A 26,350-nucleotide genomic window follows, 5' to 3' on the forward strand; every position below is an offset into this window, starting at 1 on the left:
AGCCTATAAAAGTTTAAGCCGGCCGGGTACTCCCCGGCCGGCTCACGTTATTCTACGGCCCTAAGCGGCCTCTTTATCTTCGATGTCCTGTTTATAGGAGCTGTTGCACTGTTCCAGCATAGTTTCGGCAAAAATCCCATACCCCATTGTGGGGTCGTCCATAAATACATGCGTCACAGCGCCGCAGAGCTTGCCATCCTGCAAAATCGGCGCGCCGCTCATTCCCTGCACGATTCCCCCGGTGCTCTCCAGCAGCCTCTTGTCCGTCACGCTTATCACCAGGTTTTTAGTTGGCTGGTCGGCGGGGTTGACCTTCTTTATCTCCGCGGAATAGAGCCGCGGGCCGCTGCCGTCGATACTTGCCAATATCTCAACCGGCCCGGGCTTCACTTCGTCCCGGGACAGCACGTCCATTGGCGTGCCCTCCTTCGGGCTGTCAAGAGTTCCATAAACGCCGGTTTCGTTGTTGGCCAGGAGCCTGCCCATGGACTCGTCTGAGGAGAAATAGCCCCTCAGCTGCCCGGGCTCGCCCCTCTGCCCCTTGACTATGCCGCAGAGGGTGATGGCGGCAGGCTCGCCGGTTTTTAAGGTCATGACGCTGCCCGCGTCCGCGTCGCAGATGCCGTGGCCCAGGCCCGCGAACATGCCGGTGTTGGGGTCATAGAAGGTCAGGGTGCCAACGCCCGCGGCACTGTCCCGGACCCACATGCCTGTGCGGAAGGCGCCCTCGCCGAACACCGGGGTCACAGTGGTCTCGAACTCCTTCTCCCCCCGGCGCACCCTGAAGGTGACGCTCTGGCCCTGGCTCTGGCCGATATAGGCGGCAAGGTCCGAGTTGCTGCCTATGGTCATGCCGTCGGCCTCTATAAGATAGTCACCGGCGCGCAGCCCGGCCTCGGCAGCGGGGCAGCAGATACCGCCCGTGGTATAAATATCAGAGAGGGAGGCAACAATAACCCCGTCTGTGAAAAGCTTTATACCGAAGGCCTCTCCCAGGGGTATCACCTGCCCGTCCTCTGCCTTTTGGACCGCTTTAGCTTCCGGCGGCTGGCTTGCAGTCTCAAAGGCCGCCGCCTCCTGCACCCCCGGCTCAATGGACGGCTCCTCAAGGCCCAGCACACCGACTGTGGCAAGCATACATACCGCCGTTATCCCCACGCTCATTGCAAAGGTGTGCAGGGCCCCGCAGAAAGCCCTTTTCTTTCCAAATTTTTGATTATCCTCACATTTCAAATGCTTCACCCGCTTTCGGGGCAAGACTAAAAGCGGCATAAATAAATCCCGCTTTCGGCCCCGTTTTTAATTTGCCACAGGAAAAAGCAATTATGATGGAAATTAAAAACGCTTCTGTATCTGTTGTGCATGAGAGCACAGATAATACAGAAGCGAGAATTTTTGGTCTGCCGCAACTACCGGGCACAGCGGTGGCATGCCCATAAATCCATGGGTCCGCACTCCGGCTATTGCCGGTCTCGCCCGGTAGAAGGGACAGTAAACGTGCATGAAATAAGTATACGATGATATTAGGCAAATAATGTTATGTTTTTACCGTCTTAGTGTAGGCTGTTCACCTCCTTTGCTTTCGATGGTATTAGTATACAGCAGAATTATGAAAAACCTATCAAGCCCATATAAAAGAATTGTGAGATTTTTATGAACGCATTGTAAACTGCGGCCCATGTATAGACAGGACCTCCCAGTTGAATTTTCCGGGAATATGTGCTATACTATTATATAAGTACGCAAAAGCGCGAAGGGAGGCCTCAAAATGCCCATCACTGTTATCTGCGGCCACTACGGTTGCGGCAAGACAAACCTCGTATTAAACCTGGCGCTGGAAGCGGCTGGAAGCGGCCCTGTCACCCTTGTGGATTTGGACATTGTAAACCCCTACTTCCGCTCCTCGGACTATGGGGAGCTGCTGAAAAATAAGGGCGTGCGGCTGATAGCCCCGGTGTTCGCCGGGACTACTTTGGACACGCCGACCCTGCCGCCGGAGATACAGTCCATATTTGCCCCGGGAGCGGGCAGGGTAATCATAGACTCCGGCGGTGACGACGCCGGGGCCACGGCCCTGGGCGGGCTGAGCCACGGGCTCAAGAGGTCAGGGTATGAGCTTATATATGTTATAAACCGCTATAGGGCCCTCTCCCAGAGCCCGCAGGAATGCGCGGAGCTCCTTCGGGAGATAGAGGGGGCCGCGCGGCTTCTGGCCACTGGGATAGTCAATAACTCCCATCTGGGGGTGGAGACAGAGCTTTGGCATGTGCTGGAGTCTCTGGACTTTGCAAGGACCGCGGCTGAGCTTACCGGCCTGCCCCTGCTGTACTCCACCGTGCCGGACTTTGCCCTGGACGGCAGGGAGCCGCCGGAGGGCTTTAAGGCTGTTGGACGGCTTGTGAAATTTGCCTGGGAATAACTGAGATTTATATATATCGAATAATTTAAGTTAAGGAGGTATAGATATATGCCTAAGATAACCGTAGACGAGAGCGTCTGCAAGGGCTGCGGCCTGTGCGCCAACGCCTGCCCGCTGAAGATTATCTCCCTGGATACCGGGAGACTGAATTTAAAGGGCTACCACCCCGCAAGGCTGATGGAGCCCGGCAGGTGCACCGGCTGCGCGTCCTGCGCGGCAATGTGCCCCGACACCGCCATAACTGTGGAAAAATAACCGGAAAAGAGGTTGAAGCCAAATGAAAGTATTGATGAAAGGCAACGAGGCCCTGGGTGAGGCCGCGATTCGGGCGGGCTGCCGCCATTTCTTCGGCTACCCCATCACCCCTCAGACGGAGCTTGCGGCCTATATGTCAAAGCGTATGCCCAAGATTGGGGGTACATATCTCCAGGCCGAGTCCGAGATAGCCGCGGTAAACATGGTGCTGGGAGCGTCGGCGGCAGGCGTGCGGGCCATGACCTCCTCATCCTCCCCGGGAATCAGCCTGAAGTCCGAGGGCATATCATATATGGCAGGCTCAGACCTGCCGGCGCTGATAATAAACGTCCAGCGGGGCGGCCCGGGGCTCGGGGGCATACAGCCCTCCCAGGCCGACTACTGGCAGGCAACAAAGGCCACAGGCCACGGGGATTTCCAGGTGCTGGTCTTCGCGCCCTCCACTGTCCAGGAGATGGTGGATTTGGTGTCCGACGCCTTCGATACCGCCGACCGCTGGCGTATGCCCGCCATGATACTTGCTGACGGTATGCTGGGCCAGATGATGGAGCCGGTAGAGCTCCCCGAGGAGGGTGAGCATGCCTCCACAGAGAAGCCCTGGGCCGCAAACGGCCATAGCAACAAGCGTGAGCACAACATCATAAACTCCCTGTACCTAACCCCGGATAAGCTGGAGGAGCTGGTAGTTGAGCGCTATAAGCGTTACGAGCAGGTAAAAGCTACGGAGCAGCGGGCCGAGGAGTACCTATGTGACGACGCGGACGTAATAATTGTGGCCTACGGAGCCTCCTCAAGGGTGGCCAGAAGTGCTGTGAACAAGGCCCGTGAGAAGGGCGGAAAGGTGGGCCTCCTGCGGCCCATAACCCTATGGCCCTTCCCCACCGGCGCGCTGCAGAAAGCGGCGGGCCACGCAAAGGCCTTCCTCACTGTTGAGATGAGCATGGGCCAGATGGTGGACGACGTGAAGCTCGCCATTGACTGCAGGGTGCCCGTGCACTTCTTCGGGCGCACAGGCGGCATAATCCCGACCCCCGGCGAGGTGCTGGCGGAAGTGGAGAAGCTTCTGTAAGGACTATAGAGAAAGGAAGGGTCTAATATATGGCAACAATATTTCAGAAACCCCACGCCCTGACCGACGCCCCACTGCACTACTGCCCGGGCTGCACCCACGGCATTGTGCACCGTCTGGTGGCCCAGGCCATCGACGAGCTGGGGGTGGAGGGCCGCACCGTTGGGGTGGCCTCGGTGGGCTGCTCGGTGATGTGCTATGACTATTTCGCCTGCGACATGGTCCAGGCCCCCCACGGCAGGGCCCAGGCGGTTGCTACCGGACTCAAGCGGGCAAAGCCAGATAATGTGATATTTACATACCAGGGCGACGGAGATTTGGCAGCTATCGGCACGGCCGAGACCGTCCATGCGGCGACCAGGGGGGAAAACCTCACCGTTATCTTCATCAACAACGCCATATACGGCATGACCGGCGGGCAGATGGCCCCCACCTCCCTGCCGGGGCAGATAACCCAGACCACCCCCTATGGGCGGGACACGGACACTGCCGGGTACCCGGTGAAGGTCTGCGAGCTCCTGTCCACCCTGGACGGCGTGGCCTTTGCCCAGAGGGTGACTGTGGACTGTGTGAAGAATGTGAATATAGCCCGGAAAGCCATTAAAAAAGCATTTCAGAACCAGCTGGACGGCAAGGGCTACTCCATAGTCGAGGTGCTCTCCACCTGCCCCACCAACTGGGGGCTGACCCCTGTGGAGTCCCTTGAGTGGCTCCGGGAGAATATGATACCCTACTATCCCTTAGGGGTATATAAGGACATAGACGCCGGGGTGAAGAAGGGGGGCGCGTCACAGTGAAGGACCTGAATATGGTGTTCGCGGGCTTCGGGGGCCAGGGCGTGCTCTTTGCCGGGAAGGTAGCGGCCTACGCCGGGCTTATAAAGGGCAAGGAAATTTCCTGGCTGCCCTCCTACGGCCCTGAAATGCGCGGGGGCACGGCAAACTGCAGCGTCTGTATTTCCGACGAGCCCATCGGCTCGCCCCTTATCACCGCGCCGAACTATCTTATAGCCATGAACCTCCCCTCTCTGGAGCGCTTTATCGACGGAGTGGAGCCGGGCGGGACGGTGATACTGGACAGCTCCCTTATTGACCGAGAGATATCCCGCGGGGATATTACCGTTTACCGGGTGCCATCCTCAAGGCTGGCGGAGGAGAACGGGCTTACAGGGCTCTCGAATATGATACTTGTGGGGAAGCTTTTCCATGAGCTGGGCTTCTGTACGGACGAGGTGCTGGACGAGGCCATGCAGAAGTGTATACCCCAGAGGAAGGCCGCTATGCTGGAGCTGAACCGTAGGGCTGTGGCTTTGGGGGCTCGGCAGTAATAGGTAAGTATTTACCCGCTTCTTTGCAGAAGCGGGTATTTTTTGTTTTATTATTGGGCTTTTTCGCTGTCGCTCAGTCGCAAGACCGTGGGACGCCGTCCCACACCCTGCAAGGGAAGCACGCTCCCCTTGACCCCATTAGCATTCCTCTATCCTCAGCAGGCGGTTATACTTGGCCACCCGCTCTGTCCGGCAGGGCGCGCCGGTTTTTATCTGCCCGGCGTTTACCGCCACGGCTAAATCGGCTATAAAGGTGTCCTCAGTCTCCCCGGAGCGGTGGGAGATGATGGTGTTATAGCCGCTCCTGCGGGCCAGGTCTATGGCGAGCATGGTCTCTGTGAGGGTGCCTATCTGGTTTGGCTTAATGAGTATGGCGTTGCCCGCGCTCTGGTCTATTCCCTGCTGCAGGCGGTCGATATTCGTCACAAACAGGTCGTCCCCCACCAGCTGCACACGGCTGCCGATACGCTCTGTCAGTGCAGTCCACGCGGGGAAATCCTCCTCGCCCAGGGGGTCCTCTATAGAGATGATTGGGTACTTGCCCACAAGGTTTGTCCAGTATTCAATCAGGTCCTCGGCGTCCATATTCTTCCCGCGCTTTGGCAGGTGGTATCCGCCCTCTGTGGCCCATTCGCTTCCCGCCGCATCCAGGGCTATATGCACCCGCCCGGAGTAGCCCGCCTTCTCCACGGCTGCCAGAATCTCCTCTATAGCCTCCTCGTCGCTGCCAAGGTCCGGGGCGAAGCCGCCCTCGTCCCCAACGCCGGTGGAGAGCCCGCGGGCCTTCAGCTGGGAGCCCAGCACATGGTATATCTCGCTGCACCAGCGCAGGCCCTCCCTAAAGCTCTCCGCGCCGGTGGGGACTATCATAAACTCCTGGATGTCGATATTGTTCCCGGCATGGGCGCCGCCGTTGAGAATATTCATCATGGGCACCGGCAGCTTATATGCTGCGGCGCCACCTAAAAAGCGGTAGAGCGGCATACGGTAGTGGGCGGCGATTGCCCGGGCGCAGGCCAGTGACACGGCTAAAGTGGCGTTGGCCCCAAGGTGCGCCTTGTTCGGCGTGCCGTCCAGCTTCTGGAGAAGGGCATCCACGTCCCGGACCGTGAGGCTGTGGAGCTTCTCCAGGGCCGGGGAGATTATTTCGTTTACATTCCTGACAGCCTTCAGGACCCCCTTCCCCCCATAGCGCCTGTCGTCGCCGTCCCGGAGCTCCACTGCCTCGAACTTGCCTGTGGAGGCCCCGGAGGGTGAGGCGGCGGTGCCCATGGTGCCGTCGGTGAGCTGCACCGTGGCGCTGACAGTGGGGTTGCCGCGGGAGTCAAGTATCTCGCAGCCGTAGACCTTCTGTATTTTTACCATAATATCTCACCTTCCAAAAAAATTTTTCCTATTTTCAGTATTGCACATTGCAAGGCAAAATAAACCATGGTAAACTAAAAACAGAAAACCGAATGGAGGTGCTCTATGGCACAGAAGGAATTTCATATAGAGACTGAACGGCTTATTTTAAGGCGCTATAAAAACAGCGACCTTGAGGGCCTGTACCGGTACCTGTCAGACCCTGAGACAGTCCGCTACGAGCCCTATCGTCCCATGAGCCGGGAGGAGACCGGTGAGGAGCTGCAAAGGCGCATAGCCTCCAATGAGATGATAGCCGTGGAGCTCCGGGACGGCTGCGGGCTCATAGGCAATGTGTACCTTGGCAGGCGGGAGTTCCAGTCCATGGAGCTGGGCTTTGTCTTTAACCGGGAGTACTGGGGGAAGGGCTATGCCTCCGAGAGCTGCCGGGCGGTGCTTGAAAAGGCCTTCGGGGAGGGCGTGCACCGGGTATATGCCGAGTGCGACCCGGAGAATGAAAACTCCTGGCGGCTGCTGGAGGCCCTGGGCTTCCAGCGGGAGGGATACCTGCGGCAGAATGTCTACTTCTGGACGGACGAGAACGGCCGGCCCATCTGGAAGGACACATATATTTATGGTAAGCTTCACATATAAAAATAAAGAAAAGAGGTAATACTTATGAACTTCCAAAGAGTCACGCCGGAATCTGTTGGCATACCCTCCGGCGCAATTCTGGACATGCTGGACCAGCTTTACCGCGAGGGCATTGAAATGCACTCCTTCAAGCTCCTGCGCCACGGGAAGGTCTGCGCCGAGGGCTCCTGGGCCCCCTACGCGCCAGAGACCCAGCACATCCTGTTCTCCTTCAGCAAGAGCTTTACAAGCACCGCCATAGGCTTTGCCGTGCAGGAGGGCATTATTTCCCTGGACGAGCGGCTTATTGACATCTTCCCGGACAAGGCCCCTGAGGAGCCCGGGGAGAACCTAAAAAAATGCCAGGTGAGGCACCTTCTTATGATGGGCTGCGGGCATAAGACGGAAATAGAATGGGCCTCTGGCGGCAGCAGCGACTGGGTAGAGCTGTTCCTCCACCACCCCTTTGTCTATGAGCCGGGGACCCACTTCCTGTACAATACCGCCGGCACCAATATGCTCTGCGCCATTTTAAAGAGAAAGACCGGCCTTGACATGACCGAGTTCTTGAAGCCCCGCCTCTTTGAGCCCCTGGGCATGGGTGAGATACACTGTGTTAAAATGCCCGACGGCGTGGAGATGGGCGGCGCCGGCATGTCCGTCACCATTGAGGAGATGGCCCGCTTTGTGCAGTTTATAGCCAATAAGGGCAGCTGGGAGGGCAATCAGCTATTGAACCCGGAGTGGTTTGACCTTGCCACCTCAAAGCAGATTGAGAACGCCGGGGCCGGCTGGGGCGGCGACCCGGACTGGCAGGCGGGGTACTGCTTCCAGTTCTGGCGCTGCGCCCCCGACGGCGTGTTCCGCGGGGACGGCGCCTACGGGCAGTACGGCGTTGTTATGACAAAGCAGGACGCTGTGCTGGTGATACACTCCTCCTCAATGAAGCTTCAGGCGGTGCTCACCGCCGTCTGGGAGAAGCTGTTGCCCGAAATGCGGGATGAGCCGCTGGCAGAGGACCATAGGGCTCATCATATGCTGGAGAAGCGCCTGGAGAGGCTGGAGCTCAACACCATGCTTGGCGTGCATAACCCCGGCGCTGAGGCGTCCCTAAACGGCGCGGTGTATGTGCCAAAGGGCCATGTGCCTGGGCTCCGGGACATAGTTGGCGGCCCGGGTTGCTTCGCCCCGGAGGGCGGCTCCCTGGAGAGCGTCACATTTAAGTTTGAGGGCACCAGGGCTCAGCTTCTGTGCAAAGAGGACAGAGGGGAGTATACCCTGGACCTGGGTATGGAGGGGCATTTCGTCACAAGCTTAGTCCACGGCGTGCCCTTTGGGGCCAACTCAAGCTGGCGGGCCCACGACACGCTTGAGGTACACCTGGTGAATACCAAGGTGGTAATGGGCAAGAGGTTCCTCTTTAAGTTCAGCGGCAGTGAGCTTACAGTGACCGGAACGCCGACCCTGCCGGAGGCTATAAGCCTTGGGGATGTGCAAAGCTCAGAGCTCCGCTTTGAGCTTTCTGAGGGAGAGATAAACACCAAGACCAGGATGTACTGGGAAGTAAACGACTAAAAATAAGGGCCGGGCTGGTGATAAACACAGCCCGGCCTTAGGTTTTAATAATTCTCGGGTTTTACACGGAAGTAGGACTGCGGATGGGCGCACACTGGGCAGACCTCCGGGGCCTTGCTGCCCACACAGATATGGCCGCAGTTCATGCACTGCCAGATGGCGTCGCCGTCCTTGGAGAATACCAGCTTGTCCTCAATGTTCTTTAAGAGCTTGCGGTAGCGCTCCTCGTGCTCCTTCTCAATCTTCGCAACGCCCTCAAAGAGCGCCGCTATCTGGTCGAAGCCCTCCTCCTTGGCGGTTTTGGCAAACTCCGCATACATGTCGGTCCACTCGTAGTGCTCCCCCTCGGCGGCGGCCTTGAGGTTTTCCTCGGTAGTGCCGATGCCGCCGTTTAAGAGCTTAAACCACATCTTGGCGTGCTCCTTCTCATTGTCGGCGGTCTCCTGGAATATCTCGGCTATCTGCTGATAGCCGTCCTTCTTGGCTTTGCTGGCAAAATAGGTGTACTTGTTCCTGGCCTGGCTCTCCCCGGCAAAGGCGGTGAGCAGGTTGGCCTCGGTCTTGCTTCCCTTGAGTTCCGGCATGGTTTTGTACCTCCAGTAAAATATAATGTCTATAGCCAATATTATAGCCAGATTCCGGGCAAAAGTCCATGCGTCCAGGAAAATAATTGTAAAATTATCATGAAGCCCCCGGGAGGTGTTGAAAAACCGCGATAGAGGGAGTATACTAAAAATAAAAAACAAGTGAGGTCGTGTTTTTATGTGGTATGAACGCTTGCAGCGCTTTCTCTACGGCCGCTACGGCACAGATAAGCTGAGCATTGCCATCTTGGTCGCGGGGCTTCTGCTGTCCCTTATAGGCAGCCTGCTGTTCTGGCCCATCACCCTGCTGGCAGACGCACTCTATATCTGGGCTCTGTTCCGCACCTTTTCCCGGAACATACCCGCCCGTCAGAGAGAGTACGCCGCCTTCCTGCGGTTTTGGACTCCTGCCGAAAACTGGCTGCGCAAAAAAAAGCAGCGCTTTTCCCAGCGCAAAGAGTATAAATACTTCAAATGCCCCAGCTGCCGCCAGGAGCTGCGTGCGCCCAGGGGCAGGGGGAAGATAGAGGTCACCTGCCAGAAGTGCCATAACGTGTTCCGCACGAAGACCTGAGGAGTTAGGAGGATAGTAAGAGGATGTATTTTAGGGATGAAAAAAGCCGTGACTGGCTGAAAGTGGGCAGTATTCTGCTGATTCTGGCGGCGCTCCTGGCTATGGCTGTGCTGCGCTTCGACCAGGTCTGGGGGGCCCTGAGGACTCTCGGGAACACCCTCTCCCCTGTGCTTGGGGGGCTGGTGATTGCCTATATACTGAACGTATTCGTGCACTTTTTTGAGGATATAGCTTTTAAGCCCTTTGAAAAAACCAAGTCAAATATATGGGATAAGCTGCGGCGTCCTGTGTCGGTGACGCTGGCGTATCTTGTGGTGATACTTCTGGTGGTGTTTATTGTCTGCTTTATAATCCCCAGCCTGGTGGATTCAATGAGCGTGCTGACCGTCACCATCCAGCATAACCTGCCCATATACGCAAACCAGGTCATGGCCTGGGCCAACGATATGGCCCGGGAGCACGACCTGACATTTGTACAGGAGTTTTTAAAAGACTTTAACTGGAGCTCCCTTCTCAACATGCTGGGCGACGCGACCAAATTCACCACGGAAATACTTTCCCAGCTCTTTAACGTGACGGCAAATCTGGCCTCCGGCGTGTTCGCCATGATAATGGGCTTTATCTTCTCGGTATACATGCTCTCCGGGAAGGAGAAGCTTATCCGTGGCACAAAGGACGCGCTCAGGGCGTTTCTGCCCAAGCGGGCCTCCACTGTTATCGCAAGGGTGGCAAGGCTCTCAAACCAGGTGTTCTTCTCGTTTATCCAGGGCCAGCTTACCGAGTGCGTAATACTGGGGGTGCTGTGCTATATCGGCATGAGCATACTGCGGCTGGACTACGCCCTGCTCATATCCTCGGTGGTGGCCCTTGGGGCGCTGATACCTATTCTCGGGGCCTATATCGGCGCCGGGGTCGGGGCGTTTATACTGCTCCTGGTGCACCCGCTGGACGCTTTGATATTTGTGGTGTTTTTAGTGATACTCCAGCAGCTTGAGGGGAACCTGATTTACCCGAGAGTCGTGGGGTCGTCTATCGGGCTCCCGCCGATTTGGACGATATTTGCGGTGACCTTCTGGGGGGGAGTCCTGGGGATACCGGGTATCTGGATAGGCACGCCCCTGACAGCGGTGGTTTACCGGCTGTTCAGGGAGCAGGTTTATAAGCGGCTGCGCAGGCCGAAGCTGGAGCGGGGGGAATACTAGGAGCTTTGCCCCACTTAATAAACAGAAAGCAGTCAGTATTACCTCTGAAACTCCGTCATGTTCTGCCAATACCTCATAGGCATATTTCCCCGGCGAAGGGCTGGGTTAATGCGCCCCTCAACGGCGATGGTGTCGTAGAACAGCCGCCATAGCTCCTGGAAGTGGGTCTCCTCCTCCGAGGGCTCGGGCAGGTCAAGGCTGTCCGCCTGGAAGAACTCCCGCTTGCGGCCCGCCGACTGGTAGACGAAGCCCATGCCGTGGGTCTTGTCAAATATAACAAGGTTCTCGGTGTTAAAACGCTCACAGAAGTGCGGGGCTACCAGGGGCAGCACCATATTGTTGGGGGTTATCATAGACGCGAGAAATCCCCCGCAGTCCGCAAAGCGCATGAACTCCACGTGGTAGTGGGCCTCGTTTTTAAGGTAGAGCAGGGCTTTATCAATGGCGTGCACGTCCGGGTCAACGCTCAGCTTCGTGACCCTGGCGCCGTTGCGGTAGCCCTTGAGAATGAAGCGAATCAGCCGGAGCTCCTTATCCTCCATGCAGCACAGGAAGCCCTTTCGCACCATGTCCTGGGCGAGGGGGGAAATCCTCACGCTTAGTGAGCGCTCCACCCGGGCGGCAAGCCTTTCGTCTGTGTCCACAGCCTTTATACCGAACAGGGTGCCCTGGGGTTCGTCCAGAAGCTGGACGCCCTGGGGCAGTTTCTTGTCAAAAAAGCACTGGGCCACGCAGCAGAGAAAGCCCTGGTACGTGCCGTCGTAGCGGTAGACTATATTTGCCCCGTCAGACATTTTACACCATCCTCTCTAACCGGCGCGAAGAATGATAACTGCTCGGGCGGGTCCACCTTCCGCTGGCCCAGCCCGCGCTCGCTTATGGCCCCGGCTATGACCGCAGGGTTGTCAGTGGGCAGCGGGGAGGCGCTCTTGCCGCTGCATACTATAAAGTACCTGGCACGCTTCAGGACTACACCCAGCTTTTTAAGGCCGTCAAAATCCAACCTGCACTGCCGCCGGGCGGAGCGTATGCGCATGGCTGACTTTACACCAATGCCCGGGACGCGCAGGAGCATTTCATAGGGGGCGGTGTTTATCTCCACAGGGAAATGCTCCATGTGGTTTACTGCCCAGTTGCATTTTGGGTCAAGAAGGGGGTTAAAGTCCGGGTGCTCCTCGTCAAGAATCTCCCCGGCGGTGAAGCCGTAAAATCTGAGGAGCCAGTCGGCCTGATAGAGCCGGTGCTCCCGAAGGAGCGGAGGCGGGGTGTCTATAGCCGGGAGCGCCCTGTCCGAGACCACAGGCATATATGCAGAGAAGAAGACGCGCTTGAGGCTGTACTTTTTGTACAGGCCCTCGGTGAGGTTCAGTATCTGCCGGTCGCTCTCAGGGCTGGCGCCGATTATCATCTGGGTGGACTGCCCCGCCGGAACAAACCTGGGCGCGGCCTTATACTTCACTATCTCCCGGCTGTTTTGGGCAATGCCGTCACGAATCTGGGCCATGGGGGTGAGTATCTTCTCCTTGGACTTTTGGGGGGCCAGTAGCTTCAGGCTCTGCTGGGAGGGCAGCTCGATGTTTACGCTCATCCTGTCGGCATAGCGCCCCAGCTGCTCTGTAAGCCGCGGGCTGGCCCCGGGGATGGCCTTAATGTGCACATATCCCCAAAAGCCGCAGTCGTCCCGGAGCATTTTAACTGCCGAGAGCATTAGTTCGCAGGTGTAGTCCGGGTTTTTTGCCACCGCCGAGGACAGGAACAGTCCCTCGATGTAGTTCCGGCGGTAAAACTGCATGGTGAGCTCACAGAGCTCCCGTGGGGTAAAGCTGGCGCGCCTGCAGTCGGTGGAGCGGCGGTTGACGCAGTAGGTGCAGTCGAATGCGCAGTCGTTGCTCATTAGCACCTTCAGAAGGGAGATACACCTGCCGTCGGCGGCGAAGCTATGGCATATCCCGGCCTTGGCAGCGGTGCCAAGCTTCCCCTCCATGCCCGGGCGGTCCACCCCGCTGGAGGTACAGGCTACGTCGTATTTCGCCGCGTCCGTCAGTATCTCCAGCTTCTTAAAGATATCCAGCTCACTCATACTCGTCCTCCTTGCGTGGCCTTACCGCGAAAGCCCGGTTAATGCTTGCGGCGCCGTATTTTTCCCGAACGCGGTCCACCACGCTCTCAAGCTGCTCCCGGCGCCTTAATCCTTCGGAGTCCTCGAAGAAGCTCACCTGGCTCTCCCCCTCTGGCACAAGCCTTCCTGCACGCACACCCAGCAGACGTATGGCCCAGCGCCTGCTCTCCCGGCAGTATAATTCCCAGGCGGCCTCGTATATGGACCTGGAGTCACAGACCGCCGTTAAAAGCTGCCTTTGCCGCTGTACCTCCTGGAACTGGTTATTGCGTATGGTTATCTGCACCTCCCCTGCCCTGAGCCCATTCCTGCGCAGGCGGGTGGCCACGGTCTCGGAGAGGCTGGAAAGGGTCTCGCGCACCTCGCTTTCGGAGGTGATATCCCTTGGCAGGGTAGTGCTGCTGCCGATGGACTTGGGGTCCTCGTGGGCATCTACATTCTGCACCGGGGTATCGTCCAGGCCGTTGGCGTAGAGCCAGAGGGTCTCACCGGTGCGGCCCATCAGCTGGCGCATTACGGTGAACTCCATCTTCGCAATGTCCCCAATGGTATAGATACCGTACTTTTTCAGGGCCGCCTGGGTGGTGGGGCCCACCAGCAGGAGCTCCCCGGCGGGAAGCTTCCAGATAATGCTCTCCATCTCAGCATGGCCGAACTCCGTGACGGCGTCGGGCTTCCTGTAGTCGCTGCCAAGCTTGGCGAAAACCTTATTATAGGATACCCCCACAGATACCGTAAGGCCCAGCTCGCTTTTCACCCGGGCGCGTATCTGCTCGGCTATCTCCCTGCCGGAGCCAAAGAGCTTTTCGCTGCCGTACACGTCCAGCCAGCACTCGTCCAGGCTGAAGGCCTCCACGCGGTCTGTATAGTCACAGTATATTTTCTTCGCCATAGCCGAGAACATTGTGTAGCGCTCATGGTGGGGCGGCACGAGCTGCAGCCCCGGGCACTTGCGCATGGCCTGCCAGATGGGTTCCGCTGTCTGTACGCCGCTCTTTTTTGCCAGCATGTTCTTAGCCAGTATTATCCCGTGCCTGCTCTCCTTATCCCCAGCCACAGCCATGGGCACGTCCCTGTATTCCGGGGCATACAGCGTCTCAACCGAGGCATAGAAATTGTTCATGTCCACGTGTAAAATACCGTTCTCCATGGGGCCGCCTCCTTTACCTGACTATATTATAGAACGTGCGTTCGCATATGTCAAGTATTTTTTTACGGAGGGAAAAAATTACAGCCCACGGCTGCGCAGGCATGCGATAAGCACCTTCTCCCTCTCGGTGAGGTCGCCGATGGTCCGTGGGTCCTCTGAGGGATGGTGCTTTACACGGAAACGGTGTGGGTCAACGGCTGGCTGTGCTCCCGGCAGGACAAGTTGGTCCAGGGTCACGCCAAACATCCTGGAGAGCTTTACCAGGGTCTCCACATCCGGCTGGCTCTTGCCGGTCTCATAATAGGCGTAGGTGGAGCGCACAACGCCGAGAGCCGCCGCCACGTCCCGCTGGGTATAGCCGCAGGCAAGACGGAGGCTACGCAGATTCGTCCGAAGGTATAGGCGGTAGTCAAGCATATTTTCACCTCAATTCTGCCGGTTAAAAGTATAATTTTAACTCTTTATGGTTATTTTAACCCTTTAGGGTTAGCTTTGTCAACCCATTTCTTTTATCCTCAATTTGCAGAGGAGAGGTGATAGAAGTGGAACTTAAAGAGGTAATAACCAACAGAATTCTGGCCCTGTGCCAGCAGAGGGGGATATCGGTGAATAAGCTGTGCAATATGAGCGGGGTTACACAGTCTACGGTGAACAACATCATCAACAGGAAAAACAACACCACAACTGTGTCAACTATTAAGAAGCTATGCGACGGGCTGGATATAACCCTGGGTGAGTTTTTCTCAACAGAGGAGTTCGACCGGCTGGAGCAGGAGATACGATAAATAAAATAAAAAAGCCCCCGGATGGGGGCGGGTCATTTTTTCACACTGCGCAGCCAGGCGATAAGCTGCTTCTCCTCATTGGTAAGCTCTCCAATGGTCTGGGGGTCAGTGGAGGGGCGGCGCCTCACCCGGTCGCAGGTGTGTTCCACCAAAGGCTGCTCCTCCTGAATAATAAGCTGGTCCAATGTAACCCCAAACATCTTGGCCAGCTTGGTGATGGCCTCAAGGTCCGGGCAGGTTTTGCCGGTCTCATAGTAGGTATAGGCGGGGCGGGACAGACCGAGCACTGTCGCGACATCGTCCTGGGTGTAGCCGCAGGCCAGGCGGAGCTTGCGGAGGTTTTCACTCAGGAAGTTTTTATAGTCAGACATATTGACACCCCTTATTTCAGATTGTAAGACCATTATAGCACACATCTTTTAATTACGCAAGCTCGTATACTCATGTGCGTCAGTCTGGATACACTGTCCTTGAGGTGATTTTTTTGTATGTTAAGGACGCTGTAGTTATGAGATTTGTGCAAATATGCGCCGAGAGGGGTATCAAGTATAATGAGTTAGCAACTATGTCTGGTGTTACACCGTCAACTGTATACAGTATGATGGATGAGCGTCGCCGCCACCTTCATATTGACGTTATCAAAAAACTCTGTGACGGCTTGGATATAAGCCTTGCTGAATTCTTTTCAGGGCCTATTTTCGACAGGCTGGAGCAGGAGATACGGTAGGAAAGTCTACCTGACCTGAGAGCCATGGAGCAACGGCAGATAAGCTCTGCACATAAACAAAAAATCCCCCGGACGGTTAGTCCAGAGGGATTTCTTTTGTTGCAGCTATTAAACATATTGGATTGGTATCTACACTATAATACGCGATACCCCATCCCAAAACTCAAGCAAAATCAGACAAATTTGGCAGGATTGATTTTCACGCCAGGCCCCATGGTAGCAGCCACAGTGCAGCTGCGCACATACTGGCCCTTGGCAGCGGCGGGCTTAGCCTTTACAATGGCGTCCATCAGCGCGTCAAAGTTCTCCGTGAGCTTTTCAGCACCGAAGCTCACCTTGCCGATGGGGCAGTGGATGATGTTGGTCTTGTCCAGGCGGTACTCAATCTTACCGGCCTTGGCGTCCTGCACAGCCTTGGCGATATCGGGGGTCACAGTGCCTGCCTTGGGGTTGGGCATCAGGCCGCGGGGGCCGAGCACCCTGCCGAGACGGCCAACAAGACCCATCATGTCGGGGGAGGTGACCACCACGTCAAAATCCATCCAGCCCTCGGACTGAATCTTCTGTACCATCTCCTCGGCGCCCACAAAGTCAGCGCCGGCGGCCTGGGCAGCCTCAATATTGTCGCCCTTGCAGATGGCTAAAACGCGCACGTTCTTGCCGGTGCCGTTGGGCAGTACCACGGCTCCGCGCACCTGCTGGTCGGCGTGGCGTCCGTCAACGCCCAGCTTTACATGGAGCTCGACAGTCTCATCAAACTTGGTGGTGCCGGTCTTCACACAAAGGTCCAGGGCCTCTGCGGTGTCATACAGCTTCTGACGGTCAATGAGCTTTGCGCTCTCTCTATACTTCTTACCATGTTTCATTTCCGCTTCCCCCTTCCCTTAGTCTACAACTTCAACGCCCATGCTGCGGGCGGTTCCGGCTATCATGCTCATAGCGGCCTCAAGAGACCCGGCGTTCAAGTCGGGCATCTTGGTCTCGGCTATCTTCTGGACCTGCTCTTTTGTAATCTTAGCGACCTTCTTCTTGTTGGGCTCGCCCGAGGCGGTCTCAATGCCTGCGGCCTTCTTTATGAGCACTGCCGCGGGGGGAGTCTTGGTGATGAAGGTGAAGGAGCGGTCGGCATACACGGTGATGACTACGGGGATTATCATGCCCACGTCATTCTTTGTGCGCTCGTTGAACTCCTTGGTAAATGCCATGATGTTCACGCCGTGCTGGCCCAGAGCAGGGCCCACAGGGGGGGCCGGAGTGGCTTTTCCGGCGGGGATTTGGAGCTTAATAAAGCCCGTTACCTTTTGTGCCATTGTCTAATTACCTCCAATATTGTGGTGCAAGCGGTGTCAGCATACAATATTTACTGATACCTCCCACTTGTGTAAAGGTTTTCTTTATAAAAACCTTTTACTGCTGTTTGCTTATCTTTATCTTAATTGCAGATTAAAAGCGGTCGCAATCCGAACTTACTTTGAATAAGGCTGATTAACTTTAGTTTAAGCCTTACATCAGCTCCGCCTGGTCCAGCTCCAGCTCCACAGGGGTGTCCCGTCCAAACATGGACACTGTTACGCGCACCATGTTCTTCTCCGGCTCCAGGTCCTCCACCACACCGATGAAGCCCTCCAGAGGGCCCTCGGTTATGCTCACAGTGTCTCCGACCTTGTAGCTGACCTCTATCTGGTGTTTTTCTATCCCAAGATTTGCAACCTCCTGGTCTGTAAGCGGGACAGGCTTGCTGGACGGCCCGACAAAGCCGGTGCAGCCCCGGATGTTCCGCACCGCATACCAGCTCTCGTCGGTCATCACCATCTTCACTATCACGTACCCGGGGAACACCTTGCGCTCAACTTCCTTGCGCCGTCCGTCGTCGGTTATCTCCGTGACCATCTCCGTGGGCACGCGTATCTCCTGTATCAGGTCCTCCATCTGGCGGTTCTCAACCGTTGTCTTCAGGTTGGATGCCACCTTGTTCTCATAACCCGAATAGGTATGCACCACATACCATTTTGCTTCCTCCGCCATGGGCTCCCCTCCCGGAAATTTTTAGTGAAACTTTATGCTGCAACATTCATCACAAGCCCCAAAAGGTTCATGAACGCCGTGTCCAGCAGGAATACGAACAGCCCCAGGACAATTATCGTCGCCAGCACGACGCCGGTATTTTTAAACGTGGCCTTGGGTGTGGGCCATACTATCTTCTTAACCTCGCCCCTGCAGTCCTTCACGAACTTCGCGACCTTGCGCCCGAAGGCGGCTATGGACTTGGGGTTCTGCTTAGTTTCGGTCTTCTTAGTCTCTGCCATCCGTCCCGCTCCTCACTTTGTCTCCCTGTGCAGGGTATGCTTCCGGCAGAACCGGCAGTACTTGTTCATTTCCAGCCTGTCAGGGTCGTTCTTCTTGTTCTTCTTTGTGAGATAGTTCCTCTGCTTGCACTCTGTGCAGGCCAGCACAATCTTAACTCGCATTTTATCGGCACCTCCATAGTTTTATTTGGTATGCGCCGGTGTGCCCGGCGCTTTGCCTCCCTCAAAAGCGGGCGCAAAAACAAAAGCCCCTGCTCAGAGGTATATTCAGTATAGCACCTCTTAAAGTGTTTGTCAACCCTAAAAAGCACAAGACTTAGCTTAGCCGGGCCTCTACCTTCTTGCCCCGCTGCTTCTTCTTTTTCTCTGGCCTGATGTTCTTGCCTATGAGCCTGCGGGCGGGCTTCGCGGACTTCTTCAGCTCGTCCCCAAGGCGCTCATAAAGCACCTCATAGCTCTCCTTTGTCAGGCCGTCTATCACCACATAGGTGACTATGGACCGCAGGTCCAGGTCGCCGTTCTTGTACATGTCGTCCAGAAGCCCGGCAAGCTTCCCCACCAGCTCGCTGTCCGGGTAGCTCTTTAACAGCGACTCGATTTCCGGCAGCAGGTGCCCCTTTATAAATGTAATATACCGCACCTGCCCGTAGACTATCTTCTCCTCGTTGAGGGCGTCCTTGGAGCCGGGGAACATGTGCACGAGCCGGTTTACAAAGAACATGGGGTCCACGGTGCGCTCGCGGCCCTTGGAGCGCTTGCGCTGCTGCTGGACCATCTGCACCCTTTTTGGCCCCTGGATTATCTCCAGAAAGTCGTTTATAATGCTCTCCGCGTCGGAGCGGTCCCCGGTCTGCTCGTCAAAAAGCCAGGTGGAGAGGGTACGCCATTCCCCGGGCTTGCCGTCGGGGTCGAGGTTGGCGGAGCGCAGAAAGAAGCTTTTATGCCTGCGGTCATACAGCAGGCTGTACGCCACTTCCTCCGCGGCGAATATAGCCGCCTGGCCCTGGGGGTCCTCCATAGGCGCGGGCTCACTAAAGCCCTGCTTGGTGAGTTCCCCGGAGAGGGCGGTGCTTATAAGCTGAAAAGCGTTAAAATCCAAGTGATATCAACTCCAAAACCAGTGTATTTTTGTATTATAACATGGGCCGTTTAGGTTGTCAAATGAAAGGGAAAGAAATTTCGCAAAAAAACACTTGCCAATTCCATCAGGATGTGCTATAATATTCAGGCAGGTACGGACCATTAGCTCAGTTGGTTAGAGCAACCGGCTCATAACCGGTCGGTCCGGGGTTCGAGTCCCTGATGGTCCACCACCAGCGTGACGCTGGACTCAATTCGCGCACCCACTAATGTGGGTGCGCGAATTTTTTGCCCGCGAGTAGGCGGCATCTTTTTAAGCACTGTAGGGCCCAAAATGGGACCCTTAAAACAGCAAGTCAAAATTAACCGGCGTATAAAACAGCCTGCGGACCTCCCCCGGCTCCCTCGTCTTCCCCAGCACCCACATCAGCTTTGTGACCGTGGACTCCAGCGTCATATCATAGGGCTCCAGCAGTCCGGCCCGCTCCCTCAGCCTGTGGCCCACCTGGTACACCGACAGGTCGCTGCCCTCCTGGGGCACCTGGGTAGCCAAAACTACCGTTTTGCCCGCCTGCAGTATCCTGTCAAGCTCGGAGAGGTACACGTCCGGTATGCCGCCCACGCCGTAGCTCTCTATAATAAGCCCGTCGCAGCGGTCCCCTATGGCGCTGAAGGCCCCCTCAGGCAGGCCGGGGATAAGCTTTATAAGCGCGACCCTCTGGCAGAGCTCCCTTGTAAACACCGGCCTGCCGCTCTCCCTGAACGGTATAAACCGCAGCACCCGCTGGTCCCTGAGCTCTGCAAGCTCCGGGAAGTTTATGCTTGTAAAAGCGTTATAGCTCTTTGTGCGGGTCTTCCTGGCCCTGGTGCCCGCAATGACCCGCCCGCCGAACACGATACAGACCCCGCTGTCCCCGCTGCAGGCGTACCTGAAGCTGTCCATCAGGTTCTGCCTGGCGTCAGTGTCCTCTGCGTCTATGGGCCGCTGGGCGCCGGTAAGCACCAACGGCTTGCTGGTATTCTGCACAAGGTATGAGAGCGCGGCGGCGGTATAGGCCAGGGTATCGGTGCCGTGACAGATAACAAAGGCGTCAAAGCTGTCATAATTCCTCTCTATCACCCCGCCCAGCAGCAGCCAGTCCCCGGGAGAGATATTTGTGCTGTCCAGATTAAGCGGCTGCACCACCTCCACCTGGCAGAATTTGCGCACATCCGGCACCTGCGCCAGCAGCTCCTCTGCAGAGAGCCCCGGGGCCAGCCCCGAGAGGGTCTTCCTTGAGGCTATAGTGCCGCCGGTGGCAATAAGCAGTATCTTTTTCATAGGCTCCACCTCTATGTTATAGGTTGCAATTTTATGATTCATATAGTATACTCTAAGCAGAAGTATACTATATTAGCCGTAAAATGTAAAGCCCCATGGAAAGAGGTCAAATATGAAGATACTATTCGTCTGCACAGGCAACACCTGCCGCAGCCCTATGGCCGAGGGCCTGTTCCGCGCCCTGGCACCGGAGCACACCTGCTCCAGCGCGGGCCTTGCCGCCATCCCCGGGCAGCCGGCCTCACCCCAGGCCGTCGCCTGCTGTGAGGAGGTAGGGGCCGATATCTCCGGCCACCGCTCCCGCCAGCTCACCCGGGAGGAGCTCTCAAGCTGGGAGCTCTTTGTCCCCATGACCCGGGCCCACGGGGAGGTGCTCAAGGGCGCGGGAGTGCCCCCGGAAAAGCTGTACCTGCCCCATGATATAGGCGACCCCTTCGGCGGTGACCTGGACACGTACCGGGCCTGCCGGGACCGTATAGCCGGGGAGCTCTCCCGCCTTCGGGACTCTCTTGGCTGCGCGCGGATAGTCCCCATGGAGGAGCGGCACCTAAAGGAGATTTCCGCAATAGAAAACGCCTGCTTCTCCCTGCCCTGGAGCCTCCAGGCCTTCCGGGAGGAGCTGATAAACCCCAGCGCCGTGTATGCCGCGGCGGAGCTGTCCGGACATACCGTTGGCTACGGCGGTATGCGCCACGCCGCCGGGGAGTTCTATATTGACAATATCGCCGTGTCCCCATCCCACAGAAGGCGTGGCATTGCCCGGCAGATAATGTCATACCTCATAGGCTGCGCCCAAAAGCATGGGGGCTCCTTTATCTCCCTGGAGGTGCGGCCCTCAAACGCACCGGCTATCGCCCTTTACGAGAGCCTGGGCTTTAAAAGGGCCGGCCTGCGCCGGGATTTTTATGAGAAGCCCCGGGAGGACGGGCTGATATACACTCTGGATTTTGAGCAAAAGGAGGACATGCCATGCTGATACTGGGAATAGAGACCTCCTGCGACGAGACCGCCGCGGCAGTGGTTGAGGACGGCCGCAGGGTGCTCTCGTCGGTGGTGGCAAGCCAGATAGAGGAGCACAGGATATACGGCGGCGTGGTGCCGGAGATAGCCTCCCGCAGGCATAGCGAGGCCATAACCGCCGTTGTAAACGGCGCCCTCAGCAAAGCAGAGGTCACGCTTGCCGATATCTCCGCTATAGCCGTAACCTACGCCCCCGGGCTTATCGGGGCCCTTCTGGTGGGGGTGAATTTTGCCAAGGGTCTGGCCCTCTCGGCGGGGCTGCCGCTGGTGCCCGTCCACCATCTTCGGGGGCATATCGCCTCCAATTATCTCAGCCACCCGAAGCTTCAGCCAGCCTTTTTGTGCCTGGTGGTGTCCGGCGGGCATTCCCATATAGTGGATGTACAGGATTACGACACACTCAATGTGGTGGGCCGCACCCGTGACGACGCCGCAGGAGAGGCCTTTGACAAGGCCGCCCGGGCCATGGGTATCCCCTATCCCGGCGGGGTGGAGCTGGACAGGATAGCCGAGGGAGGCGACCCCGGCAGGTATTCCCTCCCCCGGCCCAGGGTCGATGGCTCAAGGTACGACTTCAGCTTCTCTGGCCTGAAGACCGCCGCCCTGAATATCCTCCATAACGCCCGGCAGAGAGGCGAGGAAATAAGCGTCCCTGACCTGTGCGCCAGCTATCGCCGGGCCGTGGTGGACTACCTTCTGGACCATTTTTCCCTGGCTGTCAGGGAGCGCGGCGCCCGGCATATAGCGGCAGCCGGAGGCGTCTCCGCCAACCGGCTACTGAGAAGGGAGCTGGAAAACCTGAGCCGTGAGACCGGCGCGGCGCTGTACCTCCCGGAGCTGAAATACTGCGGGGACAACGCCGCCATGATAGCCTCCCAGGGGTATTACGAGTTCCTAAAGGGCCATACTGCCGGCATGAGCCTTAACGCCTTCCCCCAGAGGGATATCAGCGCAGGGCTCTAGGGCTTCCTTGCCCTGAGAGCCTTGGTCCTGATACCCTCGGCGGTAAATTTCACCTCGTGCTCGGTGAGTATATTTCCCGGGTCATTTAACGAGTGCAGGTCCTTTGTGTCAAAATACACCTCAAACCCAGCCTCATTTAAGTACCGCTTTGTGGCAAGATACAGGTCGTCGTTGTCGGTCTTAAACCAGAGCTCCCCGCCCTCTGATAAGAGAGGCTTATACTTCTCCAGCTGCCTTGTATGGGTCAGGCGGCGCTTATGGCAGTGGGCGGCGGGCCAGGGATTGCAGAAGTTGATTATCAGCCTGTCCACCTCATTTGGGGCAAAGAGCTCATTCAGGCGCTCTATATTGTAGTAGCACAGGAGCAGATTGTCCGGCTCACGCTCCCCGAAGGCCTCCTGTATGTTCCTGCGGCCCACGCCTAAAATGTCATAGCTTATATCTATGCCCACAAAATTCACCTGTGGCTGGGCCAGCGCCTCCCCCGCAAGATATACACATTTCCCGCAGCCCAAGTCCAGATACAGCGGCCTTTTTTCCCCGAAACGCTCCTGCCAGCAGCCTTTGAGCTCCTGTGGGCTCTCAATATAGTATGGGCACGCAGCCAGCTCCGGCCTGGCCCAGGCTTTTTTTCTTATACGCATTTTGTCCTCCCAAAGCTTTTGTCCCTCTATTTTATCATTCTCCGCTGACAAAATCAACTTGAAACTTTCCTTCATATAGTGTAAAATAGGATTAAACAAATAACCGAAAGGATAATTTTACCATGAGCAGAAAAGCCTTGGCCCTGGAGGGCGGGTCCCTCAGGTGTCTTTTCACCTGCGGGGCAACAGACCTGATGATGGATGAGGGCCTACAGTGGGACGGCATAATAGGCGTGTCCGCCGGGGCGCTCACCGGGGTGAATATAGTCTCCGGCCAGAGGGGGCGCACCGCCCAGGTAAACCTGGGCTATGTGAACGACCCCCGCTATATGGGCTTTCGCAGCCTGATAAAGCACAGGAGCATTTTTAATTTTGATTTTCTCTTCGGCGAGCTCAGCGACACCCTGCTGCCCTTAGACCGGGAGACGTTTATAAACTCTGAGATAAAATACACCGCCGTAGCTACCAGCTGCATAGACGGCAGGGTGAGGTACTACGAAAAGAGCGAAATTCCAGACATATACCCGGCTATCCGGGCCAGCGCCAGCCTGCCCCTTTTATCCCCCATGGTGACGGTTGGGGGGGAGCCCTGCCTTGACGGAGGCCTGTCCGTCTCCGTGCCCTACCAAAGGCCCCTGGACGAGGGCTACGATAAGGTAGTTGTAATCACGACCCGGGAGCACGGCTACCGCAAGGAGCCGGTGTCAAGGGCCATGGCCCGAGTCTATGCCAGGGCATACAGAAAATACCCGGAATTAGTGCGGGCTATCCTCAACGTGCCCCGGCACTATAACGCCGAGATGGACGAGATAGACCATCTGGAGGCACAGGGCAGGATATTTGTGATACGCCCCCGGGAGCCTGTCACCGTCTCCCGCACGGAAAAAAACGTGGCAAAGCTTCAGGACCTCTATGACCGCGGGCAGGAGGCCTGCCGCATCGCCCTGCCGAAGCTCCGGGAGTATCTTGAAAGCTAGCCTGTAAGCTTCTTCCAGAGCTTAGAAGCCAGGCTCTCGCTGGGTGGCGGCGCGTCGCACCTCACCAGCACGATGTCCCCGCCAATCATATCTATGTCCCGCCAGGGGATAACCGTGTCCGGCTCCCGGCCCAGCAGCCCGAACAGCCTGGACCTGCCGTAGACCACAAGGGCCGTGATTTTGGCTGTGCTCGTGTCTATCTCCACATCGCAGACAAAGCCCAGCCTCCCGCCGTTTTTAACGCTTATGACCTCCTTCATCCGCAGGTCGCCCATTCTGCAAGGCATAGCCGAACCCCCTCTCTAAATATATTTCTATGTGAGGGCAAAAAATATATTACAGAAAGAAGGAAAAAGCATGAACATCTGGCACGATATCTCCCCGAAGCGTATAAAGTCAGACGACTTTTTCGCGGTTATCGAGATTTCAAAGGGCAGCAAGTCCAAGTACGAGCTGGACAAGGACACCGGCCTCTTAAAGCTGGACCGCGTCCTCTACACCTCCACCCACTATCCTGCAAACTACGGCTTTATCCCCCGCACCTACGCAAACGACGGCGACCCCTTGGATGTGCTGGTGCTCTGCTCCGAGAACATAATCCCCATGTCCCTTGTGCGCTGCTACCCCATCGGCGTTATAATCATGGACGACGGCGGCTCCGAGGACGAGAAGATAATCGCCATCCCCTTCGACGACCCCACCTACAACAGCTATAGGAGCATTTCACAGCTCCCAATGCACATCTTTGAGGAGATGAGGCATTTCTTCAAGGTCTATAAGCAGCTCGAGCAGGACAAGAACACCGAGATAAGCGAGGCCAGGGGGCCCGATGACGCCAAGGCAGTCATAGACGCCTGCCTGGACAGGTATTTAAACGATTTCTGCAAGACCTGAGCAGACAGAAAACGGAGATGGGAATGTATCCCATCTCCGTTGCTTTTACTGCTCAAGGCCCTTGATATAGGACACCAGCAGCTGCTTCACTTCCTCTGCCGTATAGGTCTTGTCCGGCTGGGACTCGACCACCTGCGTCAGGTCGAACGCCATAGCCTTCTGGGCAATGAGTTCTATAGACATAGTAATCTCCTTATGCGTTTACATTCCATCCAGACCGCTCGATACGCTCCTTAGTCTCCCGCTGGGCCTGCTCCCTATAATACCAGCGCGGCGCAACCTGGAAGTTCTTCATAAACTTATTCACCGCCACAAGCTCTTTCCTGCCGGCAGGCCGGAACTGTAATAACTCCGCCAAATTCTTTATATCCGACGGCAGGTCGTGGCCGATGCTGAAGTCAAAGCTGCTTGAAATAAGCATATCCTCATACATGGCCCACACGGTGGATTTCGGACTTGGAACCTCGTCCCCCTCGACCATGACAACGTCCTCATTCCGGCCCTCGGCCTCATAGAACCACTTGAACCCCTCGGGCGGCACCATATCAAAATCCAGTATCCACTTTTCATTAATAGGCTGCACGGGGCTGCCTGGAATATAGTCGCTCTCGCCGGAGACTGCGGAATTGAAGTTATAAAGGCTGTTCTTGCCAATGGCCTTATAGTCTGGAATCTCAAACTGGTCGAAGCCTTTCTCCGAGGCCATATCCTTGGCCTTGCCGCTTATGGCCCCGATGGCGCGCTCGCTCATATAGTAGTAATCGGCGTTGTAGTAGTGCCAGCCACGGTTGTACTTCGAGCAGAGCGCCTTGCCCTCAGCGTTGTTATGTTCCGCCGCCGACTTCAATATAGCACCCCGGAAACAGTCATAGGCGAAGGATAGCTCTGCCTCGTCGAAGCCGCTCAGCGACTGGAACGGGTACTGCTTCTCCTTACAGATACCTATAAACTTCTCCGCGAGACTCTGAAATTTATCGGCAAGCTCACTCTCGGTTATTTCCCCATCAAAGAAACTGTCGGCAATGTTTGCCATAGACTGCTTCATGCTCTGGATGTCCTCCGATATTTTTGAGCTGCATCCCGCGCCGTAGTAGAACATATCCTTTACATTCTCCAACTGTTTCCAGTGTGGCTGATTCATAGAGTCATCTATAGTCCAGCCTATAGCGTTCATCTGGTCGGCATTGAGGGTATATTCAGTCTTAGCCCCCGTAAGCCGCTTGAGAACTCCCCCTCCGACCTCTACATCTTCCGTACCTGTGACAGCGGTATGCGTTACCCTGCCGGGTTCGCCATAGAAAACAGGCTTACCGTTCTCAATCCTGACATTCATGCCTTCACCTTTACCCTTATATTTTTTATGTATATCTATCTCCAGGTCC

General features: G+C 56.6%; 34 protein-coding genes and 1 tRNA gene. 16 read left to right on the top strand and 19 right to left on the bottom strand.

Translation table 11 applies throughout. From position 1 onward, the window contains the following. Positions 1-60 precede the first annotated feature (60 nt). Complete coding sequence (gene spoIVB, locus D5270_RS10910; protein ID WP_166544133.1) at positions 61-1,233, bottom strand: SpoIVB peptidase; 1,173 nt, start codon at positions 1,231-1,233, stop codon at positions 61-63. Positions 1,234-1,768: 535 nt separating this feature from the next. On the opposite strand from spoIVB, the gene D5270_RS10915 reads away from it, so the two are divergent. The 5 genes from D5270_RS10915 to D5270_RS10935 are packed head-to-tail and all read left to right on the top strand — an operon-like array spanning position 1,769 to position 5,070. Then, positions 1,769-2,419 carry a ParA family protein gene (locus tag D5270_RS10915; protein WP_166544134.1) on the top strand — a complete coding sequence of 217 codons (651 nt, stop codon included), beginning with the start codon at positions 1,769-1,771 and terminating at the stop codon, positions 2,417-2,419. Between the two features lie 48 nt (positions 2,420-2,467). Next, positions 2,468-2,674: a 4Fe-4S dicluster domain-containing protein gene (locus D5270_RS10920; RefSeq protein WP_161472585.1), complete on the top strand. Its 207-nt coding sequence runs from the start codon at positions 2,468-2,470 to the stop codon at positions 2,672-2,674. Positions 2,675-2,696: 22 nt separating this feature from the next. Then, positions 2,697-3,743 carry a 3-methyl-2-oxobutanoate dehydrogenase subunit VorB gene (locus D5270_RS10925; protein WP_166544135.1) on the top strand — a complete coding sequence of 349 codons (1,047 nt, stop codon included), beginning with the start codon at positions 2,697-2,699 and terminating at the stop codon, positions 3,741-3,743. A gap of 29 nt (positions 3,744-3,772) precedes the next feature. Continuing rightward, positions 3,773-4,540: a thiamine pyrophosphate-dependent enzyme gene (locus tag D5270_RS10930; protein ID WP_166544136.1), complete on the top strand. Its 768-nt coding sequence runs from the start codon at positions 3,773-3,775 to the stop codon at positions 4,538-4,540. 11 nt (positions 4,541-4,551) lie between these two features. Beyond that, positions 4,552-5,070, top strand: coding sequence for a 2-oxoacid:acceptor oxidoreductase family protein (locus tag D5270_RS10935; protein WP_166544208.1), 519 nt, complete (start codon positions 4,552-4,554; stop codon positions 5,068-5,070). A gap of 138 nt (positions 5,071-5,208) precedes the next feature. Here the strand turns inward: D5270_RS10935 and eno are convergent, their stop codons facing one another. Continuing rightward, a complete protein-coding gene (eno, locus tag D5270_RS10940) occupies positions 5,209-6,438 on the bottom strand; it encodes a phosphopyruvate hydratase (RefSeq protein ID WP_442858604.1) in 1,230 nt (409 codons plus the stop codon). 102 nt (positions 6,439-6,540) lie between these two features. On the opposite strand from eno, the gene D5270_RS10945 reads away from it, so the two are divergent. Together D5270_RS10945 and D5270_RS10950 are read left to right on the top strand one after the other, a co-directional pair. Next, positions 6,541-7,068, top strand: a complete 528-nt coding sequence (locus D5270_RS10945; protein ID WP_166544138.1) for a GNAT family N-acetyltransferase — start codon at positions 6,541-6,543, stop codon at positions 7,066-7,068. A 24-nt stretch (positions 7,069-7,092) separates the two neighbouring features. Further along, positions 7,093-8,622 (top strand): serine hydrolase domain-containing protein, encoded by a 1,530-nt coding sequence (locus D5270_RS10950; RefSeq protein WP_166544139.1) that lies wholly within the window; start codon positions 7,093-7,095, stop codon positions 8,620-8,622. A 44-nt stretch (positions 8,623-8,666) separates the two neighbouring features. Here the strand turns inward: D5270_RS10950 and rbr are convergent, their stop codons facing one another. Further along, positions 8,667-9,206, bottom strand: a complete 540-nt coding sequence (gene rbr, locus D5270_RS10955; protein ID WP_161472590.1) for a rubrerythrin — start codon at positions 9,204-9,206, stop codon at positions 8,667-8,669. A 178-nt stretch (positions 9,207-9,384) separates the two neighbouring features. On the opposite strand from rbr, the gene D5270_RS10960 reads away from it, so the two are divergent. Beyond that, a complete protein-coding gene (locus D5270_RS10960; protein WP_166544140.1) occupies positions 9,385-9,780 on the top strand; it encodes a zf-TFIIB domain-containing protein in 396 nt (131 codons plus the stop codon). Between the two features lie 23 nt (positions 9,781-9,803). Continuing rightward, positions 9,804-10,982, top strand: a complete 1,179-nt coding sequence (locus tag D5270_RS10965) for an AI-2E family transporter (protein WP_166544141.1) — start codon at positions 9,804-9,806, stop codon at positions 10,980-10,982. A gap of 38 nt (positions 10,983-11,020) precedes the next feature. Here the strand turns inward: D5270_RS10965 and D5270_RS10970 are convergent, their stop codons facing one another. The 4 genes from D5270_RS10970 to D5270_RS10985 all read right to left on the bottom strand — a co-directional run bounded on the left by D5270_RS10970 (position 11,021) and on the right by D5270_RS10985 (position 14,668). Next, entirely contained in the window at positions 11,021-11,776 is a 756-nt protein-coding gene (locus tag D5270_RS10970; protein ID WP_166544142.1) for a TIGR03915 family putative DNA repair protein, read from the bottom strand. Then, positions 11,755-13,053 (bottom strand): putative DNA modification/repair radical SAM protein, encoded by a 1,299-nt coding sequence (locus D5270_RS10975; RefSeq protein WP_166544209.1) that lies wholly within the window; start codon positions 13,051-13,053, stop codon positions 11,755-11,757. Before D5270_RS10975 ends, D5270_RS10970 begins: the two co-directional genes overlap by 22 nt. Position 13,054: 1 nt before the next feature. Continuing rightward, complete coding sequence (gene dinB, locus D5270_RS10980) at positions 13,055-14,251, bottom strand: DNA polymerase IV (RefSeq protein WP_166544143.1); 1,197 nt, start codon at positions 14,249-14,251, stop codon at positions 13,055-13,057. Positions 14,252-14,329: 78 nt separating this feature from the next. Beyond that, on the bottom strand, positions 14,330-14,668 hold the full coding sequence (locus D5270_RS10985) for a helix-turn-helix transcriptional regulator (RefSeq protein WP_166544144.1): 339 nt from the start codon (positions 14,666-14,668) through the stop codon (positions 14,330-14,332). Between the two features lie 125 nt (positions 14,669-14,793). Between D5270_RS10985 and D5270_RS10990 the strand changes: the two genes are divergently transcribed. Continuing rightward, complete coding sequence (locus D5270_RS10990; protein WP_166544145.1) at positions 14,794-15,036, top strand: helix-turn-helix domain-containing protein; 243 nt, start codon at positions 14,794-14,796, stop codon at positions 15,034-15,036. 32 nt (positions 15,037-15,068) lie between these two features. On the opposite strand, the gene D5270_RS10995 is transcribed toward D5270_RS10990, so the two are convergent. Next, the gene (locus tag D5270_RS10995) at positions 15,069-15,407 is read right to left on the bottom strand and encodes a helix-turn-helix domain-containing protein (protein ID WP_166544146.1); all 339 of its coding nucleotides are present in this window, start codon (positions 15,405-15,407) and stop codon (positions 15,069-15,071) included. A 137-nt stretch (positions 15,408-15,544) separates the two neighbouring features. Between D5270_RS10995 and D5270_RS11000 the strand changes: the two genes are divergently transcribed. Next, positions 15,545-15,763 (top strand): helix-turn-helix domain-containing protein, encoded by a 219-nt coding sequence (locus D5270_RS11000; protein ID WP_243150321.1) that lies wholly within the window; start codon positions 15,545-15,547, stop codon positions 15,761-15,763. 173 nt (positions 15,764-15,936) lie between these two features. On the opposite strand, the gene rplA is transcribed toward D5270_RS11000, so the two are convergent. From rplA to D5270_RS11030, 6 genes are all read right to left on the bottom strand, one after another. Then, positions 15,937-16,629, bottom strand: coding sequence for a 50S ribosomal protein L1 (gene rplA, locus D5270_RS11005; protein ID WP_161472599.1), 693 nt, complete (start codon positions 16,627-16,629; stop codon positions 15,937-15,939). An 18-nt stretch (positions 16,630-16,647) separates the two neighbouring features. Next, positions 16,648-17,073, bottom strand: a complete 426-nt coding sequence (gene rplK, locus D5270_RS11010) for a 50S ribosomal protein L11 (RefSeq protein WP_161472600.1) — start codon at positions 17,071-17,073, stop codon at positions 16,648-16,650. A gap of 193 nt (positions 17,074-17,266) precedes the next feature. After that, positions 17,267-17,788: a transcription termination/antitermination protein NusG gene (nusG, locus tag D5270_RS11015; RefSeq protein ID WP_166544148.1), complete on the bottom strand. Its 522-nt coding sequence runs from the start codon at positions 17,786-17,788 to the stop codon at positions 17,267-17,269. A 32-nt stretch (positions 17,789-17,820) separates the two neighbouring features. Continuing rightward, a complete protein-coding gene (gene secE, locus D5270_RS11020; RefSeq protein WP_161472602.1) occupies positions 17,821-18,069 on the bottom strand; it encodes a preprotein translocase subunit SecE in 249 nt (82 codons plus the stop codon). Positions 18,070-18,081: 12 nt separating this feature from the next. Continuing rightward, a complete protein-coding gene (rpmG, locus tag D5270_RS11025) occupies positions 18,082-18,231 on the bottom strand; it encodes a 50S ribosomal protein L33 (protein WP_066539368.1) in 150 nt (49 codons plus the stop codon). A gap of 154 nt (positions 18,232-18,385) precedes the next feature. Continuing rightward, positions 18,386-19,168, bottom strand: coding sequence for a DUF7674 family protein (locus D5270_RS11030; RefSeq protein WP_166544149.1), 783 nt, complete (start codon positions 19,166-19,168; stop codon positions 18,386-18,388). 137 nt (positions 19,169-19,305) lie between these two features. Here D5270_RS11030 and D5270_RS11035 point away from each other — a divergent pair. After that, positions 19,306-19,382, top strand: a tRNA-Ile gene (locus D5270_RS11035). A gap of 110 nt (positions 19,383-19,492) precedes the next feature. On the opposite strand, the gene D5270_RS11040 is transcribed toward D5270_RS11035, so the two are convergent. Then, a complete protein-coding gene (locus D5270_RS11040) occupies positions 19,493-20,470 on the bottom strand; it encodes an asparaginase (protein WP_166544150.1) in 978 nt (325 codons plus the stop codon). Positions 20,471-20,582: 112 nt separating this feature from the next. Between D5270_RS11040 and rimI the strand changes: the two genes are divergently transcribed. Together rimI and tsaD are read left to right on the top strand one after the other, a co-directional pair. Beyond that, entirely contained in the window at positions 20,583-21,446 is an 864-nt protein-coding gene (rimI, locus tag D5270_RS16825; protein WP_243150322.1) for a ribosomal protein S18-alanine N-acetyltransferase, read from the top strand. Further along, the gene (gene tsaD / locus D5270_RS11055; protein ID WP_166544151.1) at positions 21,440-22,453 is read left to right on the top strand and encodes a tRNA (adenosine(37)-N6)-threonylcarbamoyltransferase complex transferase subunit TsaD; all 1,014 of its coding nucleotides are present in this window, start codon (positions 21,440-21,442) and stop codon (positions 22,451-22,453) included. Before rimI ends, tsaD begins: the two co-directional genes overlap by 7 nt. On the opposite strand, the gene trmB is transcribed toward tsaD, so the two are convergent. Next, positions 22,450-23,097 (bottom strand): tRNA (guanosine(46)-N7)-methyltransferase TrmB, encoded by a 648-nt coding sequence (gene trmB / locus D5270_RS11060; protein ID WP_166544152.1) that lies wholly within the window; start codon positions 23,095-23,097, stop codon positions 22,450-22,452. The two genes, tsaD and trmB, sit on opposite strands and share 4 nt — an antisense overlap. A 122-nt stretch (positions 23,098-23,219) precedes the next feature. Between trmB and D5270_RS11065 the strand changes: the two genes are divergently transcribed. Next, positions 23,220-24,074 (top strand): patatin-like phospholipase family protein, encoded by an 855-nt coding sequence (locus tag D5270_RS11065; RefSeq protein ID WP_166544153.1) that lies wholly within the window; start codon positions 23,220-23,222, stop codon positions 24,072-24,074. Here D5270_RS11065 and D5270_RS11070 read toward each other — a convergent pair. Then, positions 24,071-24,361 (bottom strand): YlmC/YmxH family sporulation protein, encoded by a 291-nt coding sequence (locus tag D5270_RS11070; protein WP_161474270.1) that lies wholly within the window; start codon positions 24,359-24,361, stop codon positions 24,071-24,073. The genes D5270_RS11065 and D5270_RS11070 overlap by 4 nt on opposite strands. A 70-nt stretch (positions 24,362-24,431) precedes the next feature. Here D5270_RS11070 and D5270_RS11075 point away from each other — a divergent pair, with 70 nt between their 5' ends. After that, complete coding sequence (locus tag D5270_RS11075) at positions 24,432-24,968, top strand: inorganic diphosphatase (RefSeq protein ID WP_166544154.1); 537 nt, start codon at positions 24,432-24,434, stop codon at positions 24,966-24,968. Positions 24,969-25,013: 45 nt separating this feature from the next. Here the strand turns inward: D5270_RS11075 and D5270_RS11080 are convergent, their stop codons facing one another. Both D5270_RS11080 and D5270_RS11085 read right to left on the bottom strand, forming a co-directional pair. Next, a complete protein-coding gene (locus D5270_RS11080; protein ID WP_166544155.1) occupies positions 25,014-25,151 on the bottom strand; it encodes a hypothetical protein in 138 nt (45 codons plus the stop codon). A 10-nt stretch (positions 25,152-25,161) separates the two neighbouring features. Continuing rightward, a complete protein-coding gene (locus D5270_RS11085) occupies positions 25,162-26,301 on the bottom strand; it encodes a hypothetical protein (RefSeq protein WP_166544156.1) in 1,140 nt (379 codons plus the stop codon). Between the last annotated feature and the right edge of the window lie 49 nt (positions 26,302-26,350).

Source organism: Acutalibacter sp. 1XD8-36 (assembly GCF_009917525.1).
Taxonomy (GTDB): Bacteria; Bacillota; Clostridia; order Oscillospirales; family Acutalibacteraceae; genus Acutalibacter.